The 16,462-nt window shown below is 30.7% G+C and carries 14 protein-coding genes; 6 read left to right on the top strand and 8 right to left on the bottom strand.

Annotation, left to right across the window (positions count from 1 at the left end):
* Window positions 1-95: 95 nt before the first annotated feature.
* The 4 genes from WA327_RS03420 to WA327_RS03405 all read left to right on the top strand — a co-directional run bounded on the left by WA327_RS03420 (window position 96) and on the right by WA327_RS03405 (window position 5,955).
* A complete protein-coding gene (locus WA327_RS03420) occupies window positions 96-2,201 on the top strand; it encodes a M13 family metallopeptidase (RefSeq protein ID WP_336066514.1) in 2,106 nt (701 codons plus the stop codon).
* Window positions 2,202-2,339: 138 nt separating this feature from the next.
* Window positions 2,340-4,103: a hypothetical protein gene (locus WA327_RS03415; RefSeq protein ID WP_336066512.1), complete on the top strand. Its 1,764-nt coding sequence runs from the start codon at window positions 2,340-2,342 to the stop codon at window positions 4,101-4,103.
* Between the two features lie 13 nt (window positions 4,104-4,116).
* A complete protein-coding gene (locus WA327_RS03410; RefSeq protein WP_336066510.1) occupies window positions 4,117-4,641 on the top strand; it encodes a hypothetical protein in 525 nt (174 codons plus the stop codon).
* Window positions 4,642-5,346: 705 nt separating this feature from the next.
* Window positions 5,347-5,955, top strand: a complete 609-nt coding sequence (locus WA327_RS03405) for a hypothetical protein (protein ID WP_336066509.1) — start codon at window positions 5,347-5,349, stop codon at window positions 5,953-5,955.
* A 276-nt stretch (window positions 5,956-6,231) separates the two neighbouring features.
* Here WA327_RS03405 and WA327_RS03400 read toward each other — a convergent pair whose 3' ends face one another.
* Both WA327_RS03400 and WA327_RS03395 read right to left on the bottom strand, forming a co-directional pair.
* Window positions 6,232-6,936 (bottom strand): hypothetical protein, encoded by a 705-nt coding sequence (locus WA327_RS03400; protein WP_336066506.1) that lies wholly within the window; start codon window positions 6,934-6,936, stop codon window positions 6,232-6,234.
* Window positions 6,937-7,013: 77 nt separating this feature from the next.
* The gene (locus tag WA327_RS03395) at window positions 7,014-9,317 is read right to left on the bottom strand and encodes a M28 family peptidase (protein ID WP_336066504.1); all 2,304 of its coding nucleotides are present in this window, start codon (window positions 9,315-9,317) and stop codon (window positions 7,014-7,016) included.
* Window positions 9,318-9,427: 110 nt separating this feature from the next.
* Between WA327_RS03395 and WA327_RS03390 the strand changes: the two genes are divergently transcribed.
* Window positions 9,428-9,895: a CBS domain-containing protein gene (locus WA327_RS03390; protein ID WP_336066501.1), complete on the top strand. Its 468-nt coding sequence runs from the start codon at window positions 9,428-9,430 to the stop codon at window positions 9,893-9,895.
* On the opposite strand, the gene WA327_RS03385 is transcribed toward WA327_RS03390, so the two are convergent.
* Genes WA327_RS03385 through WA327_RS03360 form a run of 6 tightly spaced genes read right to left on the bottom strand, consistent with a single transcriptional unit; the run spans window position 9,892 to window position 13,798 of the window.
* Window positions 9,892-10,581, bottom strand: a complete 690-nt coding sequence (locus tag WA327_RS03385) for a hypothetical protein (protein ID WP_336066499.1) — start codon at window positions 10,579-10,581, stop codon at window positions 9,892-9,894. The two genes, WA327_RS03390 and WA327_RS03385, sit on opposite strands and share 4 nt — an antisense overlap.
* A 57-nt stretch (window positions 10,582-10,638) precedes the next feature.
* A complete protein-coding gene (locus WA327_RS03380) occupies window positions 10,639-11,730 on the bottom strand; it encodes a DUF2891 domain-containing protein (protein WP_336066498.1) in 1,092 nt (363 codons plus the stop codon).
* A gap of 2 nt (window positions 11,731-11,732) precedes the next feature.
* On the bottom strand, window positions 11,733-12,080 hold the full coding sequence (locus WA327_RS03375; protein WP_027879173.1) for a hypothetical protein: 348 nt from the start codon (window positions 12,078-12,080) through the stop codon (window positions 11,733-11,735).
* A complete protein-coding gene (locus tag WA327_RS03370) occupies window positions 12,077-12,613 on the bottom strand; it encodes a GNAT family N-acetyltransferase (protein WP_336066495.1) in 537 nt (178 codons plus the stop codon). The genes WA327_RS03375 and WA327_RS03370 overlap by 4 nt, the downstream gene beginning before the upstream one ends.
* Window positions 12,603-13,106 (bottom strand): DUF6265 family protein, encoded by a 504-nt coding sequence (locus WA327_RS03365; RefSeq protein WP_336066494.1) that lies wholly within the window; start codon window positions 13,104-13,106, stop codon window positions 12,603-12,605. Before WA327_RS03365 ends, WA327_RS03370 begins: the two co-directional genes overlap by 11 nt.
* Window positions 13,107-13,147: 41 nt before the next feature.
* The gene (locus tag WA327_RS03360) at window positions 13,148-13,798 is read right to left on the bottom strand and encodes a fused MFS/spermidine synthase (protein WP_336066493.1); all 651 of its coding nucleotides are present in this window, start codon (window positions 13,796-13,798) and stop codon (window positions 13,148-13,150) included.
* A 137-nt stretch (window positions 13,799-13,935) separates the two neighbouring features.
* On the opposite strand from WA327_RS03360, the gene WA327_RS03355 reads away from it, so the two are divergent.
* Window positions 13,936-16,359, top strand: a complete 2,424-nt coding sequence (locus WA327_RS03355; protein WP_336066491.1) for a LamG-like jellyroll fold domain-containing protein — start codon at window positions 13,936-13,938, stop codon at window positions 16,357-16,359.
* Window positions 16,360-16,462 lie beyond the last annotated feature (103 nt).

Here is a 16,462-nt window from a genome sequence, read left to right as displayed (position 1 = left end):
ATATAAACTTAAAAAAAGCGCCTTTCAAACTTATGTCAGGCGCTTTTTTTATATCTTGAGTCGCGTAATAACTAACATAGTCAATACTTATAACAATGAAATTCAACTTTAAAAATTTAGCATTATTGAGTGCTTTAGGCGGTGTTTTTCTTCTTGGTTGTAAAGAAGAAAAAAAAGCTGAAGAGATGGAAACAGCTCAAGTAGAAGTTTTGCCTGGTATAAATACAGAGTATATGGATACTTCTGTAAAGCCTAGCGAAGACTTTTTTAGATTCGTAAACGGAAAGTGGTTAGACACTAACGAAATCCCTGAAGACAGAACCGTTTGGGGTAGTTTTAACGAGTTAAGAAAGAAAACAGACGATGATGCATTAGCTATCTTAAAAGAAGCTATGTCTAATGATAAGGACTTAAAAGGTATCCAAGTTGTACCAGGTTCAGATCAAGAAAAAGCAGTGTTTTACTATCAAACTATTATGGATACTGTTGGACGTAACAAAGCTGGTTTAGATCCAGTAAAACCTTATTTGGCAAAAGTAGAAGCTATTAACAACATCCAAGATTTACAAAACTACATGATAGAAATGGAGCCAGCTGGTGGTGGCGGATTATATGGTGTTGGTGTTGGTGCAGATCCTAAAGACAGTAACCGTAACGTAGCTTATTTAGGTGGTGGTAGTACAGGTTTACCAGACAGAGATTACTACGTTAAAGATGATGCAGACTCTAAAGAAAAGAGAGAGAAATATGTTGCACACATCACAAGAATGTTACAGTATTTAGGAGATACCGAAGAAGAAGCAAAAAAGCAAGCTGATCAAATTTTAGCTTTCGAGACGCGTCTTGAAGAAGCTAAAATGGACAAAGTAGACAGACGTGATGCACGTAAGCGTTACAACCCAAGATCTGTAGAGCAAGTACAAGAAATGGTACCTGAAGTAGACTGGAAAGCGTTTTTTGCAGGTGTAGGTTTAAAAGATTTAGATACGGTAATTGTTGGTGATTTAGGTTACTTTAAAAGATTACACGAAGTCTTAGCAGATAATAATGTTGATGATTGGAAAGCATATTTAAAATGGAATACTTTTAGAGGTGCTGCTGGATTCTTAAGTACAGATATAGAAACTGCAAATTGGGAGTTTTACGGTAAAGAACTTAACGGAGCAAAAGCACAAAGACCAAGAGAAGAACGTGCTTTAGCTTCTTTAAATGGTACTATGGGAGAAGCTTTAGGTAAATTATATGTAGACAAAAAATTCCCACCAGAAGCTAAAGAAAAAGCAGAAAAAATGATTAAAAACGTGATTCTTGCTTTTGAAAAACGTATCGAGAAGTTAGATTGGATGAGTGAAGAAACTAAGAAAAAAGCAATTGAAAAACTTAGAGCTACAAACGTTAAAATTGCTTACCCTGATAAGTGGAAAGATTATTCTGATTTAAAAATTGAAAGTGTAGAAGAAGGTGGATCTTACCTACAAAACGCATTAAATGCAAGAACTTGGAATTTTAATGACGATATCAATAAATTAGATAAACCAGTTGATAAGACAGAGTGGTACATGGCACCTCAAATTGTAAATGCATATTTTAATCCGCCATATAACGAGATTGTTTTCCCTGCAGCTATTTTACAACCTCCTTTTTATAATTTTAATGCAGACGATGCTGTAAATTACGGTGGAATTGGAGCAGTAATTGGTCATGAAATTTCTCATAGTTTTGACGATTCTGGTGCACGTTACGATAAAGACGGAAACCTTAACAATTGGTGGACAGATGAAGATTTAAAGCAATTTGAAGCTTTAGGTGAAGACCTTGCTAATCAATATTCTGAAATTGAAGTTTTACCTGATACAAAAATCAACGGTAAATTTACTTTAGGTGAAAATATTGGTGATTTAGGCGGTGTTTTAGCTGCTTATGATGCGTTACAATTAAGCTACGAACAAAACGGTAGACCTGAAGAGACTATTGATGGGTTTACACCAGAACAACGTTTCTTTATGAGTTGGGCAACAGTATGGCGTACAAAAATGCGTGATGATGCTTTAAAAACAAGAATCAAAACAGATCCACATTCACCAGGTATGACAAGAGCTGTACAACCCTTACTTAATGTAGATGCTTTTTATGAAGCATTTGGTATTAAAGAAGGAGACAAAATGTACATTGCTCCAGAAGACCGCGTTAGAATTTGGTAATTTATAGAGATTTAAAACTAAAAAGCCTTCAGACATCTGAAGGCTTTTTTTAATCGATAATTATTGTTTTTAATCGATAATTTTTTTTGAACATTCGCTTTGTTTTATATTTGCTTAATAATAAATATAAAGCCACATATGAGAAAAAATCAATTACAACAATTCTCTTTAAAATCTTTAATTGTTTTAGGCTTATTACTTTTAGTATTTACCTGTCAAAAAGAAGACGATTTAATAGAAGAAGAAAAGCACACAGCACAAATAACAAGTCAGAATTTTACAGCTACAGTTTTTAGAAAAAGCTCTGTTATAAATACAACACCAAAGCTAAAACAGCATATAGACAAAATATTAAGCAAAGAAAATAATAGTACAAAAAGAACAATTACTTCTCAAGAGTATGGTTTTAGTATAGACACAACCAAAATACTTCAGTTACAGTCTGATTATTACACAAGTTATATATTTATAGTAGAAAGAGAAAACCAACAAGAGTTTGTACTAGAAAATTATATAATCACTCAATTTGCAGATAATACAATAAAGCAATATCTAGTAAATTATCCAATACATACAGATGGCTCTTTAGATATAGCAATGGCACAACTAGAAGGATTAGAAGGTCAAGGATTATATTTAAGAGAAGGAACAACCTGTTATACTTTTGAAGAATATGAAGAACCATCTTATAATAATATTCCATGTCATGGTCAAGGCGCAAGTGGAGAACATACTGTAGAAGATGGCGATGAATGTGATTATTGGGGAAATCCAAACCAAATGGCAACAGTAGAGTATGTACCTGGTGGTTGGATAAGCCATGAAGATTGTATATCAGGCGGTGGCTCTGGCGGAGGCATAACAGATCCTATATCTGGAGGAGGTACGGTAGACCCAACCGATTATGACCAACCTGTCATACCAGTATTTAAATATACATGGGAGAAGATAGAGTTGTGTATAAATGGAGAAGACATCTCTCCAAGCTCGCCGTTATATGGGCAATTACCAGAGGATGGTGTTACGATAGAACCAGGATTAATAGCATCATTAAATCTTCCTGAAGAAACATTATTAGCTATAGATAGTTATCTAATAGAAAATAATTGTAGTGAAGAGGCGCAGGAATTTACTGTTGAAGCTATGCAAGCCTTGATGGACGGTAGTGAGGTCGATTTTGAGGATAAATTGATTTACGATACAACTTTACAAGATTGCGTGAAAAATATTATAGATGAAATTAAGAACAGTGATAATTTTATAGCTTTAGATGAATTTCCTAATTATGTGCTTTTACAATTAAATATATCTAACTATATATTAGATTTATTCGAAAATTCAAATAATTGGAAGTTAACATTCAAGTCAGAGATTATTGAAGCAAATTCTAATGGACTGTTGAGTAATGCTAAAACAAATGCTGGATTTGTTCAAGGTAGTTCGGGTATGTTTTATGTAGATATTATTTTAGACTCAACATATGTAAGTAATGCAACAGATTTAGCTATTGCAAGAACAGTTATTCATGAACTTGTTCATGCGTATATTTTATACACTTATCAAACAGATATTTTTTCTGACTTATCTCAATCATATAGCCATCTATTAGCTGAATCAGGTGTTGATCAAGATCCAAATTCTGCTCAACATCAATTAATGGTTAATCTTTTTATTAATGCGATAGCTGATTCTTTAGCTAATTGGGATAATTATAGTATATCTAATTCAGTATATTATGAATATTTAAGTTGGTCTGGTGGTATGACAAACACAGAAACTTTTTCAAATAAACCAATAGAGTATAAAGCTAATGTGATTAATGCTAATTTAGCTGAAGGTAATGCTGGTAGCACAGGTGCTTATAATCAAAATGAAGCTTTAGGTGTAAAAAATTGTAATTAAATTATATGTAGTTATGAAAAATATTTTATTAATCTCTTTATTAATTTGCTTTTCTTCTAATCATTCTAATATAAGTGAAAATATTACAGATGAGCAATATAAGATAATAAACGATTTATTTTCAAATGAAAAAAATAAGAAAGAACTATATACTTATACAGATTATTCTAAAACATGGGCTTTCACTTTGTTGAATTATGAAAGTTTGAAAAACTTGTTAGGACCACCATGCACAAAAGATGGTTTAATAGTTAAATGGGAAAATATTTTTTCAAATAAAGAATTGAAGATGCTTAGAGATAAAATTGCACATCATAAAGTAATGAAGCTAGATAATAATAAGTTAAGTAAAAATATTTCACTAAAAAAGACAATTGATGATAAAACAATAATTATCTCTGTTCCCGAAATAATAAATAATTATTCAGTTGTAAAAATTTCTGGAAATAAAGGTGAATTAATTATTGTTGCAAAAAAAGTTAATAATAAATGGGAAATAATATGCAGAAAATGGGTTTATCAAGTAATTGATGATTAGGATTTTAAACACAAAACACTATCGTTATATCATTTATGTGATTTGCTATAGAGGGATTAGAAAAAACAGATGCTTTTATAGTATGGGCGCAAAATAATAATATTAATTCAATATTAAACTCTAATGGAGAAATTCAAGATGTTTTTTATAATGGTATAATTTCAAGTTTAAAAGATTATGGGAAAAGTGATTGTTTATAGTATAAATAGTTTTGTAAAAAAATATAACAATTATATTTTTATTATTAAAGAGTAATTCTATTCTAATTTAAGTAAGTAAGGAATATGAAATATTTTTTTTAATTCAGAGAAGAAAGAGATGGTAACAGATACATTAAATTCCGATACAGATACAATATTAGATATTTTATTTCTAAAACTGAAATAAAAAAAACATCTTTTGTGATTAAAAAAAAACAAGATGGTGTTTTGAAGAAATATTTAAAAGGAACAACATCTTAGAACTATTGTAACCAAACCTTGTACCAAATTTCTAAAAAGAATAAAAAAAGAAAATATTGAAGTTTAATTCAAAAGAAAATATAATAGAATATGAAGACTTTATGGATGTTTCTTTAGTCAACTTTACTTATATTATAGATAAGGCAAATAAAATCTATAAAATTGATACTAGATAAGAGGTGAGTGATTGTTTATATTATACAGCCTATGAGGCTAACTTTTGAGTAAATTTAATAATCAAACTATGCAAAAGGGATTAAAACATGCAACTAAATTATTAATAATTTGTTGCGCACTATTTATTAATTATTGTTTCTCACAATCAAGCAATTCAGAATACTTTTTTTTAGATAAAATAATTGAAAAGACAATTTCTGAAACAGATAGTGTTTATGTGTTAAGCAAGACTCAATCTGCAGAGCATACTTTTTTAAAAAAGTATTATAACTATAGGTATAAAAATAAGCCTTTATATTACAGCTTTGAGGAAGATTCTTTAACGAAAGAAATTAAAATAGATAGTTTAAGTTTAAAGAAAAACAGTAAAAACTGGAAAGATAAATATAGAGTTTTAGATAGTCTTTTTTCTAAAAGAGATTTTGAAAAAATAATTCAGTTAAAAAATTCGAAATGGGATACTACAAATAATTATTTTAATAACAAAAGCAACCTTAAGTTCAATTGGTGTAATTATTATTGCGAAAATGCAATTTCTAAACCTTTTTTTAATGAAGAAAAAAAATATGCTTTTGTATTGCATACAACCAAAAACCATAATACAACTATCTATATTTTTAGAAGACAGGAAAATAAATGGCACATTTACAGTATTATCCATAATGCTGGTGAATAGCTAAAATTCCTTATTAAAATAAGAAATGTATAATGAAAAAGAGAGGTGATTTTTATATTTCAATAATAATCTTAACACTATCAGTAGGCTTTATTTTTAGGAATAAATACGTTACTTTAAATTTTTATGACACGTATTATATGCTTAGTGTTTTATATTTAAGCTTAATAGTAGCATTTATATTTTTAATTTTCTTCCTGTTTAAAATATTAAAATAATAATCATAAAAAAAGCCTTCAGTTATCTGAAGGCTTTTTTTATAATTTCAACTTAAAACTACTCTTTAGTTTCAGTTGTTTTTGCTGTTTTTTGTTGTGTTAAAGCATTTTTAGCTAAACTAGCCATATTAAAATTAGGTGCTAAAGCTAAAGCTTCATCTAACTTTTTAATAGCTAAATCTATATTTGCAGCTTTATCTTGATTGTATTTAACTAATGCGTCTAAATAGTTAAAAGCTGCTTTTAATGGCACTGTGTAAGGTTGTTGCGTTTCGTAGTACGTTTTTCCTTGTTTTTCTTTTATACCAGTTATACCTAAGTTAACATAGGCTTTAGCTTGTGTTAGGTTATTAATGTTTAGATTAAGCTCTGCAATTTCATAAGCCACTAAAGCATTTTTTGTTTTGTTGTAAATTTTAGTGTAAAAAGGAATTGCTCTTTCAAATTCACCTAAGTTTTTTAGCGCTACAGCTTTTACTTCTATTGCAATATCAGAATCTGAGTCATTATTGTCAATACCAATAGTATTTAATGCTTGCGAAAATTTATTGTTTTGAAGATAGATGTAAGCTAAAGTATCTTTTCTTGCTTCAGATGGTTTTAAAATATTTAAATGCGTCATTGCATTAATAATACCTTGTACGTCACCTTGCATTTGCATTTGTTGGTAATACGCTTCGTAATGCTTTATTAAAGCGTCATTATTTTGAGCAGTAAGACTAAGGCTAAAGCAAAAAATAGATAAATAAATTATGTGTTTCATTTGTTAAAAATTTTTGTGGCTCAAAACTAAAAAAATATTTCACTTATTAGGCTTAAAATAAGTGAAATAAGCGTTAATTATTCTAAGCTAATCGTCTTTTTAACAATAATAGCATCATTAAGCACAAAAGGTTTAGGTATCATATCTTTTGATCGTTTAGGAATGCTAAATAATTCGTTTTCTAATAAATCATTTGATGCTTCATAAAGTTCTATGCTTGTTTGTTGATTTTTTGGTACAGAAATTTCTAACTCTAAAGGTTCGTCATTTGTTACATAATAACAGAATAATCTATTGCTTTTTCTTTTGTCGAACACAGCAAAATCTTCTTCAGTTTTCTTTTCAATCTTAACACCATTTATTTTAAAATTATGAAACACATTGGTTGTATCAGTAAACAATTCAATACGTTGCACATGTCTTTGGGGTACAATACAAATATTATATGATCGTAAATTACCAATTATAGTATCGTTAGAAATTTCAACTTTTGGTTGAGGTATATTTTTTACCGGTGCAGATTTAGAATAGCTAAAACCTGTGCCATATTTACTACCAAAGGTGTTAGTGCCAAAAGCTTTGGTTTCATCAGGAGTTTCACCTAAAAAATTAGTCGTATACGTATCTAAAATCTTATCATACGTTGCCCAAACAGCAGTATTTTTATCTGCATCTAACGCGTAAACTAAACTATTTGGTTTTGGCGAATCCTCTGTAAACTGCGAATTGAAATGCGCCACAAAAAAGCTAATAATTGCTAAAGTAAAAAAGCCATAACTCCACCTTTTTTTATGTTTTAAAAATCCAAAAATGGGTAGACAAAGTCCAAATATTAGAACCAATAAGATAGCAGAGACAAATAAGATTTTTAGTCCTAATCCAACAGGAAACATTTTTATTAATGGCGACATAATAAGTAATACAGGTATGCATAAAAATGCCAACACAATAAGGCTAGGCTTTTGTTGTCTTATTAAGACAAAAAGCGCTATTAACCCAAAATATACTGGGATAATAAAATAACTAGCACCTTTTAGACCAAAAGCTGTTAAAGCACAAATTAGCAACCAAAAAAATAGTGGTGCAATAAGTAAACTACTAACATTATTAGACTTATAAACTTTACCGTAAACGTAAAAACTAATGGCTAATGTTAGTAATACAAAAAACCAAATATACGTGTGACCATTATAGGTAAAACCGTGTAAAATTTCGTTGTATTCTGGGTAGATGAATAAAATTAATTTCCATCCAAAAAATCCAACAACTCCAGAAATTAGTAGACTTAATAAAAAGGCAATAAAACCTTTGCCAATGTCTTTTCCTTTTAATTGTCGTTGTTTAAATCCATAAATTAATAACGCAATAAAGGCTAATAAAGCAATAACTAACATTGGTATAATCCAACTAAATGGATAAGTAACTGTCTTAAAAAATGGGATATTAAAATAGATATAATCTTCTGTGCTTTTTAAGTTGGTTAGATTAGCTTGGCTAAAATGTTTTAATAAAGGCATCAAATACGTGCCTTGATGCTCTAAAGTGTTTCTATCTAAACGCTGGTAATTGTCATTAGCGGTATGGTAATCAAAATGATCATCGATAAAAGCAAAATTAAAACCTTCAATGTCGCCATCGCGTCTAAAAACGGTTAAATCGGTATCGTTAGGCAGCATTTTGTAAATACTATACGCTAAACTGTTGGCTACTGGATATTCTGGGTTTGCAGCCACAAACTCTTTCATCAAACTAGCATTTCCGCCATTAGTTTCAATAAGCATATAACTTGGTCCGCCACTTCCTCTAGCTTCAAAATTTAAAACTAAGCCAACATCTTTTACCCAAGGATGTTGGTTTACAAATAATTCGGCACCATTTAAGCCCAATTCTTCAGCATCTGTTATACAAACAATAATATCGTTTTTAGGCGTGTTTCCTTCAGCTAAATAAGCACGTAAACCTTCTAAAATGGTAACTACGCCAGAACCAGCATCACTTGCACCAATGGACGAATGCGGATTACTATCATAATGCGTCAACAGCATTAAAGCTTTGCTGTTACTTTTGCCTTTAATTCGTGCTAAAATATTGACAGGTTTTGTAAAGTTGTTCCATTGACTGTTAGTAAAACCTTCCTGAGTTTTGGTAGTTAAACCTAGTTTTTCTAGTTCAGAAATAATATAATGTCTAACACGTGCATTCTCTTTATTTCCTGTGTAATGAGGTGCTTTAGAAATTTCTGCTAAATGCACCAAAGCTCTATCTGTAGAGAATTGTGATAATGGTGTGTCTAGGTTTGAAATTTTATTAGGAAGAAGTGCATCGAAGCTTAAATATACAGCTAAGCACAATCCAAGAATAGCAATTAGTTTTTTAAACATTTTGAAGGTTTTGGTTTGCAGTATAAAAGTAAGAAATAATTGTGTGTATAAATATTTTAGGATAAGTGATTGAAAATAAGTAACTTTAGTTGAATTGAAAATTGAAAGTTATGGGAATTAAAAGTTTTGAAGGTCCAAGAAAAGGACAAACACAAGTAGATGAGACTTCTTTAAAGGTTAAAGATTACATGACTAGAGATTTAATCACCTTTAGACCAACACAAAATGTAGAAGAAGTTGTAGAAACCTTGATTAAATACAAAATATCTGGTGGACCAGTAGTAAATGAAAATAATGAATTAATAGGAATTATCTCTGAAGGTGACTGCATAAAACAAATTAGTGAAAGCAGATATTACAACACGCCAACTCAAGATAGTCAAGTAGAAAACCACATGGTAAAAAATGTTGAAACCATTGACGGAAATCTAAATATATTTGATGCCGCCAACAAGTTTTTAAGTGCTAAACGCAGACGTTTTCCTATTATTGAAGATGGTAAATTAGTTGGTCAAATAAGTCAAAAAGATATTTTAAAAGCGGCTATGCAATTAAAAGGACATAACTGGAAACCTTAACGACCGTGTTTTGGTTTTAAAGCTTCTGTAGCGTCAGTAATTAAAATCTTATTTTTGTCTTTTGCCACTAGTGTCGCTACACGAGAATAGTTATAATCTGAAACAGGCTGTTCTAATTCTACCCATTTTACATAGCCAGCAACAGTAATACGTTCGCCAATTTCTATAATAGATTCGCGATAACGTAATTGTTTGTTGAAACCAAAAAGTCCTGTCGACTCTATGCAGTAATTATCTAAAAGCGATTGAAACTCTGGTGTTGGATCATTAAATGTTCCTGAATTTGCTTTTTTATCAGAAACCAAATAGGCGTAGTAGTTTTCGGGATTTTGCTTCGGGAAAATTAGTAATCTTTCACCTGTTTGCTCCACAAAAAAATCTTGAATTTTCTCCTCATCAACAATGGTTTTCCAATGCGAATTTTTACCGCTGCCAACTTTCTTTTCAATTAAAATTTGATAAAACACACATTCGCGTTGACTTAATGGCGCTAGTAAAGGTTGGTTAACGTTAAGGGCTTTACCTTCAACTTTAGAATAGTTATGATTTTGCAAACTACTTATTTTACTAAAGCGTAATTTTTTAAGCCGACGTAAAATGATGGTCTTAGGACTAAAATAGTAGATTAAAAAAATAATTATTGCAACAACAGAAATTATTAAGATAATGATAGTTGGTTTTTCCATTTTGAAGATTGAAAAGCGATTAATTATAAATGATAAGTAGGTTTTTACTGAAATAAGTTACAGTTTTTTGCCAGCTTTTAAGGCATGTAATGCAAAAGACGCTAACCAATGTGCACCAGCATATTCACCAGTATCCATTTTAGAATAACTATCATTAAAATGTGTATTAGCTAATGCAATCATTTTATTGTTATTTAGTGCTTTTCCTATTTGGTATAAACACCACGTTCTACTAAAGTTTAATCCATCTAAATGTGCCATTTTACCATCGGTTTTATCCACCACCTCTACAGGAGATATGTATTGTGATGGCTGCTCTCTAAAACTAGGTAAAAATTGATCCAGCCATGTTAAGTATTCTTCTTTAGGTAATACTTTTAACATTAAAGTAGCTTCTTCTAAGCATGGTGATAAAAAATCAAATCCGCCAGGTTCCCAATTTATAGGACAACCTTTATCATTTTGATAGAATACTTTAGCTCTTTCTTTAATGACTTTAGCTAATTCTGGACTGTAATTTTCTGCGTAATCTAAAGCAAAACTCATCCCAAAAGCAGTATTTGGATGTTCTCCTACACGAATAGGGTAGTTTAATTTTTTAAAAAATTCAATACACTTACTTTCTATTAATTGGGTTAAAGGTTCTAAGTTTTTATCTAATGCTTTTAACTCAGGAATATTAGCTTCTTTTAAGCTTTTAGCTAATTTTAATAGCCAAGCCCAACCGTAAGTACGCTCAAAAGTTTTATTATGCACATCATCAAAATATTCTATTTCTTTTAAAATATTTTCTTTAGAAATTGTTGCTTGTAGTTTTCTTATAATTTCATCTTTTTCTTTAAAATCTGGGTATGAGTTAAGTATGTTAACTAGTGTCCAATGACCGTGCACAGCACTATGCCAGTCAAAACAACCGTAAAAAGTAGGATGTAACTCTTTAGGTGTCTTTAAATAAGTACTGTCTCCTAAAACTTGACCTAATTTATTTGGATATTCTTGATCAATACAGGTGTAAGCAAACGTGTATAAATAGTCTGCTTTTTTAGCATCAATACTAATAGGTTTTGCTATTTGCTCAGTTTCAGTTTGTTGATTTTTGTTATTACAGCTTAGTGTTATTAACGCGAAAAAGAGTAGTGTGTATTTCATTATTATTGTCGTTTTACAAGTGCGTAAAAATCATTGTCTAATGGTAAATAACCTTGATCGTACACAAAGTAATAAATTGTTCCTGCTTTTGTTGTGTAAATGCTAGTAAAGTAGTTAAAATCAAATCCTTTTTCTATCAATTTTGTACGTGTAGTTTTTGTTTTTTGATCAGGATTTAAGGCTTCTAATATGCGCCAATTTTTACGTAAACGGTTATTTATATTTCTAATTAAATTTTTTCCGTCTTTATTTAATTTGTTGTTATAAGCGTTACGACAACCATCAGAACAGAATTTTTTATCAATTCTTCCAACTATTTTGTCGCCACATTCTGGACAGGTTTTACTCATAGTTTTGGATTATTAATTTTATACCAACGTAAAGTCATTTTTTCAGGTGGAAAATAAAAATCGTTTAAATAGTGTAAACCAATTTTTAATAATGCATTGTGTGATGCTTGATTATCTATGTGCGTAGTTGCGTAAAGACGTTTTAAATTTAAAACTTCAAAAGCATATTTTGTAGCAGCTTTACCAGATTCGGTAGCGTAGCCTTTTCCCCAATAGTCTTCAATTAGGCGGTAACCAACATCATAATACGTGGTAAAACCATTCATATTATATTCGGTGTTAAGACGTAAACCAGACCAACCCACAAAATTACCCGTAGCTTTTTCTATGACCGTAAATCTGCCAATGCCACGTTCTTTGTATTGTTGTTTTACACTATTTATCACGTTTTGCGCTTCAGCTTTTGTTTTAATAGGTCTGTTACCTAAATATTTATGTACGTTTGGGTTACTGTCTAGTGCAAAAATACCAGCAAGATCTTCATCACGCATTTCGCGAAGCAGTAAACGATCGGTTTCAATATTAAAGGTCATTAGCTTTTTTGTAGTTAAATTTCACCTCTTCGGTTTCTCCATTTTCTTCAATAACAACGTAAATATTAATTTCGTTATCATTTACTTTTTCAAAAGTAAATTGATCAAAATACACACGATTATCTTCTATTTTAGCCAACTTTGCATCAATAGTTTCATTTTTTTCTTCCCAACCTTTAAAATCGGAACCAAAATGTTTTAACTGAAATATTAATGTTTCATCAACTTGTCTAATGCCACCAAGTTCGTAAAAAACAACTTTTCCTTCTGAAACTAATTTGAATGAAAACATCATAGAATCGCCTAATGGCGGACTCCAAATTTCTTCTGTAATGCCACCAAAAGCTTCACCTTTCCAATGACCAGCAATCCAAGACACTTGATTTAAATTGGCTTTTGGTGATACCGAATTTTCTGTAAATTTTAATGTATTGTTCTGCGCGTATGTAAACGAAATAAAGAACAAACAAATGATAATAGCAAGTTGTTTCATAACAATGAAATTAAAGAGTTTAAGGTACAAAAATTATTCGTTTACAAATGGTTACGTTGCGCAATTAATAATGTATTTGTGCCATTTACTTTATTCAAAGTTTCAGTTTTGTACTTGTTTTGATTTAAAATTGAAATAATGCTAGCTAACTTCTGGTCGTTATTTTGATGTAAAGCAGCATTAAAAATGATTTGGTTTTTAGCCGAAGCACTTTTTATAATTGCTGCCCAAAAATTGCCCTCTAAAACAAAGTTTGGTATTTCGGTATCAATAAAAATGTCTATGATGATGAGGTCAAAATTCAATGTATTTTCATTTAAAAATTGAACAGCATCTTGACAAAATATTTTAAGATTTTGATCTGTTTTTAAGTTGAATTCTTCTTTAGCTAATTCAATAATTATTGGATCAATATCTACACCGTATATCTGTTTTTTGAAGTTGAAATCTTTTCGTAATGTTTCAATAACACTTCCGCCACCAAGACCTAAAACCAAAATATTCTTTACTTTTTTTAGTTGGATTTGCTTCAATCCAAATTTTAAAATTTGCTGTAAACTACCATAAGAATAGTTCGCGTTTTTAGTGTTTAAATGCTTTTTTCCATTGTACCAAGTAATTTCTAAAGTATCGCTATACTTAGATTTTATTTTTTTGGTAATCGGGTAGAAGTAGCTTAAAAGTCTTTTCATTACTGGTAAAAGTAAGATTTATAAAATACACTAACAGTCTATTAAAAGTAATATTTAAAAAAAAGCTATATTTAAGTCGTTAAAAGTTATAGAATGTATTTGTAACCAATGATTTATTAAAAAATAGTTTTAAAAACATGTATATAAAAAAGATTTATATTTTTAATTTATTATTAGGGTTATCCTTAATAGCTAAAGCGCAAAACTCTCCTGTAAATCAGACTCTTTCAGTAACAACAAATAGTTGTTTAAATGAACAGATATTAGTTTTACAAGGATCCGAAACCAATTTCAACTATTTTTTACGTAATGACAACACAAAAGAATTGGTTGGAAACCCGCAAACAGGTACAGGCTCTGCTTTAAATTTTCAACCAGGATTGGTTTCAAATCCTACTACTTACCATGTGTTTGGAGCCAACCCAAGCTATGCTTTAGAGTTTAATGGTAGTTCTAGTTTTGTCGAAATACCTCATGATCCAGTGTTAGATTTTACAAGTGGGTTAACCTTAGAGGCTTGGGTTTTCCCTAATAATATTACATCTGGTATTTATCACGAAATCATTAGAAAAGAAAATTCTGGGACTGGAAGAATCTTGCTGTCATTTCAAAATAACGGTACTACCCTGTCCTTTGGAACTCATACTACAACAGATGGTTATACCGAACTGGACGTCCCTATTGACCCTAACGATTATACAAATCAATGGGTTCATATTTTAGCCTATTTTGATGATGCTACAAATACTATGAAACTTTTTAGAAATGGGGTAGAAATAGGAAACAAAATAAGTAATGGTACTTTGGTGTCTCCTTCTGTGTCTTCTAATACTTTTATTGGTTCTTGGAGTGGAACTAGCGAGTTTTTTAATGGTAAAATAGCTTCGGTTCGTTTTTGGGATAGAGCGTTGACTACAACTGCTGAAATCAATCAAGCTCGTGATAATCTCTTTGTTGGTAACGAACCCAATCTTGTAGCTTATTATCCTTTTTTTGAAAATGCAGGTACACAAATAACAGATGTAACTACAAATACCAACAATGGTATTATTAATGGTGCCGTTTGGACTTCAGGTACACAAGGAGGAGTTGGAGAAATTGTAAGTAATTCTCAGTCCATTTCATTCAATCAACCCTCGGTTTATGTAGATGCTTCTGCTACTGGTAGTAATACCGGTTGCAATTGGGCGAATGCCTTCAACAATGTACAGGACGCTGTTGATGTTATAAGTTCAGGAGGGCAGATTTTAATTGCAGGAGGAACGTATTCACAAGGAGCAATAATTTCAATTAATAAGGCTATTAGTATAATAGGAGGCTACCCTCCAGGAGGAGGCACACAAGATATTACTAATAATCCTACCATTTTAGATGGTAACGATACGCATCAGGTTATAGATGCAATTCATACAGAAGGGACACTTTATTTGGAAGGCTTAACCATAACTAGAGGGTTTGGAAATGTTGGAGCAGGAATTAAAAGTACCGGAGATCTTTACTTAAGACAATGTGAACTAACTCAAAATAACAATGCTGACGTTCCACTTGAAGGTGGTGGTGGAGCTGGAATATATGCTTCTCAAGCTAACATTACAATAATACTTAGTAATATAACTTACAATACTGCTTATTGTACTTATGATTGTAATGCTTCTGGAGCTGGGATTTTTCTTTATGGTGGGAATATTATGATAGTTAATAGCGTTGTTTCTAATAACATTGCCCAAGGCGGGCTTATATTAGGAGGAAGTATTACCGCAGTTGATTACTCTGCTTTTGATAATAATACCGCTAATATTACTATTATTAACAGTATGGTTTCAGATAGCACTGCTTATGCTACTGGTACTTCAAATCTAGCTTATGGAGGCGGTGTATATGCTAGCGGAAATGTGATAGTAATTAATAGTTTATTTGCCAATAATGTTGGTGGAGACATCGGATCTTCTATTTATGCCTCTAAAAATATTACATTCTTAAATTCAAGTACATGGGATTATTATTTTGACCCTTTTTATCAAGAGTCAGGGACATTAACCATTAACAATAGCGCTATTATAAGCGATAACCCTGCAGGAATAGATAACATAAATGTTACAGCTCCTGGTTTTAACCCATTATTTGTAGATTATTCTAACGGTAATTTTAGGCTACAAGAAGCAAGTATACTTCGTGATGCAGGCAATAGTTCTTATCTTCCTCTAGATACTTATGATTTAGATAACGATGGGGATACCTCTGAAACTATTCCTTTAGATTTAGATGGTAATCTTCGTGAAGACGGTACAGTAGATATAGGACCCTTTGAGTATCAAAGTACACTTAGTCTTCCTAAAACAATACAAAGTACATTTAAAGTTTACCCTAATCCAGCTAATGATAAATTGTTTATTTCAGGTATAACAGATGTTCATAATGTATCAATTTTTAATATTTTAGGACAAGAGGTTTCAAAATCTTCAATTTCAATTCAAAACAATTTTATTAAAACGGATTTATTAGTTCCTGGATTGTATATCCTTAAAATTGAAGATGTAAGCATTAATTTTGTTAAAAATTAAACTTTTATTAATGTAAACTTGTGTATAAATTCCCTTTTATTGGGAACTATATATCACTTTACACTAAAAAGAATAGAATGAATTATCTACAATATGTGTATAT

The organism is Mesoflavibacter sp. CH_XMU1404-2, assembly GCF_037029465.1.
Lineage (GTDB): Bacteria > Bacteroidota > Bacteroidia > Flavobacteriales > Flavobacteriaceae > Mesoflavibacter.
The sequence above is the reverse complement of the archived record's forward strand: the minus strand, read 5'-3'. Positions and strand labels throughout refer to the sequence as shown.

What these genes read in the sequence shown, in the direction of transcription:
- WA327_RS03385 (WP_336066499.1), bottom strand. Translation starts at nt 10,581, where the DNA reads ATGGAAAAACCAACTATCATTATCTTAATAATTTCTGTTGTTGCAATA.
- WA327_RS03355 (WP_336066491.1), top strand. Translation starts at nt 13,936, where the DNA reads ATGTATATAAAAAAGATTTATATTTTTAATTTATTATTAGGGTTATCC.
- WA327_RS03380 (WP_336066498.1), bottom strand. Translation starts at nt 11,730, where the DNA reads ATGAAATACACACTACTCTTTTTCGCGTTAATAACACTAAGCTGTAAT.
- WA327_RS03405 (WP_336066509.1), top strand. Translation starts at nt 5,347, where the DNA reads ATGCAAAAGGGATTAAAACATGCAACTAAATTATTAATAATTTGTTGC.
- WA327_RS03370 (WP_336066495.1), bottom strand. Translation starts at nt 12,613, where the DNA reads ATGACCTTTAATATTGAAACCGATCGTTTACTGCTTCGCGAAATGCGT.
- WA327_RS03390 (WP_336066501.1), top strand. Translation starts at nt 9,428, where the DNA reads ATGGGAATTAAAAGTTTTGAAGGTCCAAGAAAAGGACAAACACAAGTA.
- WA327_RS03365 (WP_336066494.1), bottom strand. Translation starts at nt 13,106, where the DNA reads ATGAAACAACTTGCTATTATCATTTGTTTGTTCTTTATTTCGTTTACA.
- WA327_RS03375 (WP_027879173.1), bottom strand. Translation starts at nt 12,080, where the DNA reads ATGAGTAAAACCTGTCCAGAATGTGGCGACAAAATAGTTGGAAGAATT.
- WA327_RS03420 (WP_336066514.1), top strand. Translation starts at nt 96, where the DNA reads ATGAAATTCAACTTTAAAAATTTAGCATTATTGAGTGCTTTAGGCGGT.
- WA327_RS03415 (WP_336066512.1), top strand. Translation starts at nt 2,340, where the DNA reads ATGAGAAAAAATCAATTACAACAATTCTCTTTAAAATCTTTAATTGTT.
- WA327_RS03395 (WP_336066504.1), bottom strand. Translation starts at nt 9,317, where the DNA reads ATGTTTAAAAAACTAATTGCTATTCTTGGATTGTGCTTAGCTGTATAT.
- WA327_RS03410 (WP_336066510.1), top strand. Translation starts at nt 4,117, where the DNA reads ATGAAAAATATTTTATTAATCTCTTTATTAATTTGCTTTTCTTCTAAT.
- WA327_RS03400 (WP_336066506.1), bottom strand. Translation starts at nt 6,936, where the DNA reads ATGAAACACATAATTTATTTATCTATTTTTTGCTTTAGCCTTAGTCTT.
- WA327_RS03360 (WP_336066493.1), bottom strand. Translation starts at nt 13,798, where the DNA reads ATGAAAAGACTTTTAAGCTACTTCTACCCGATTACCAAAAAAATAAAA.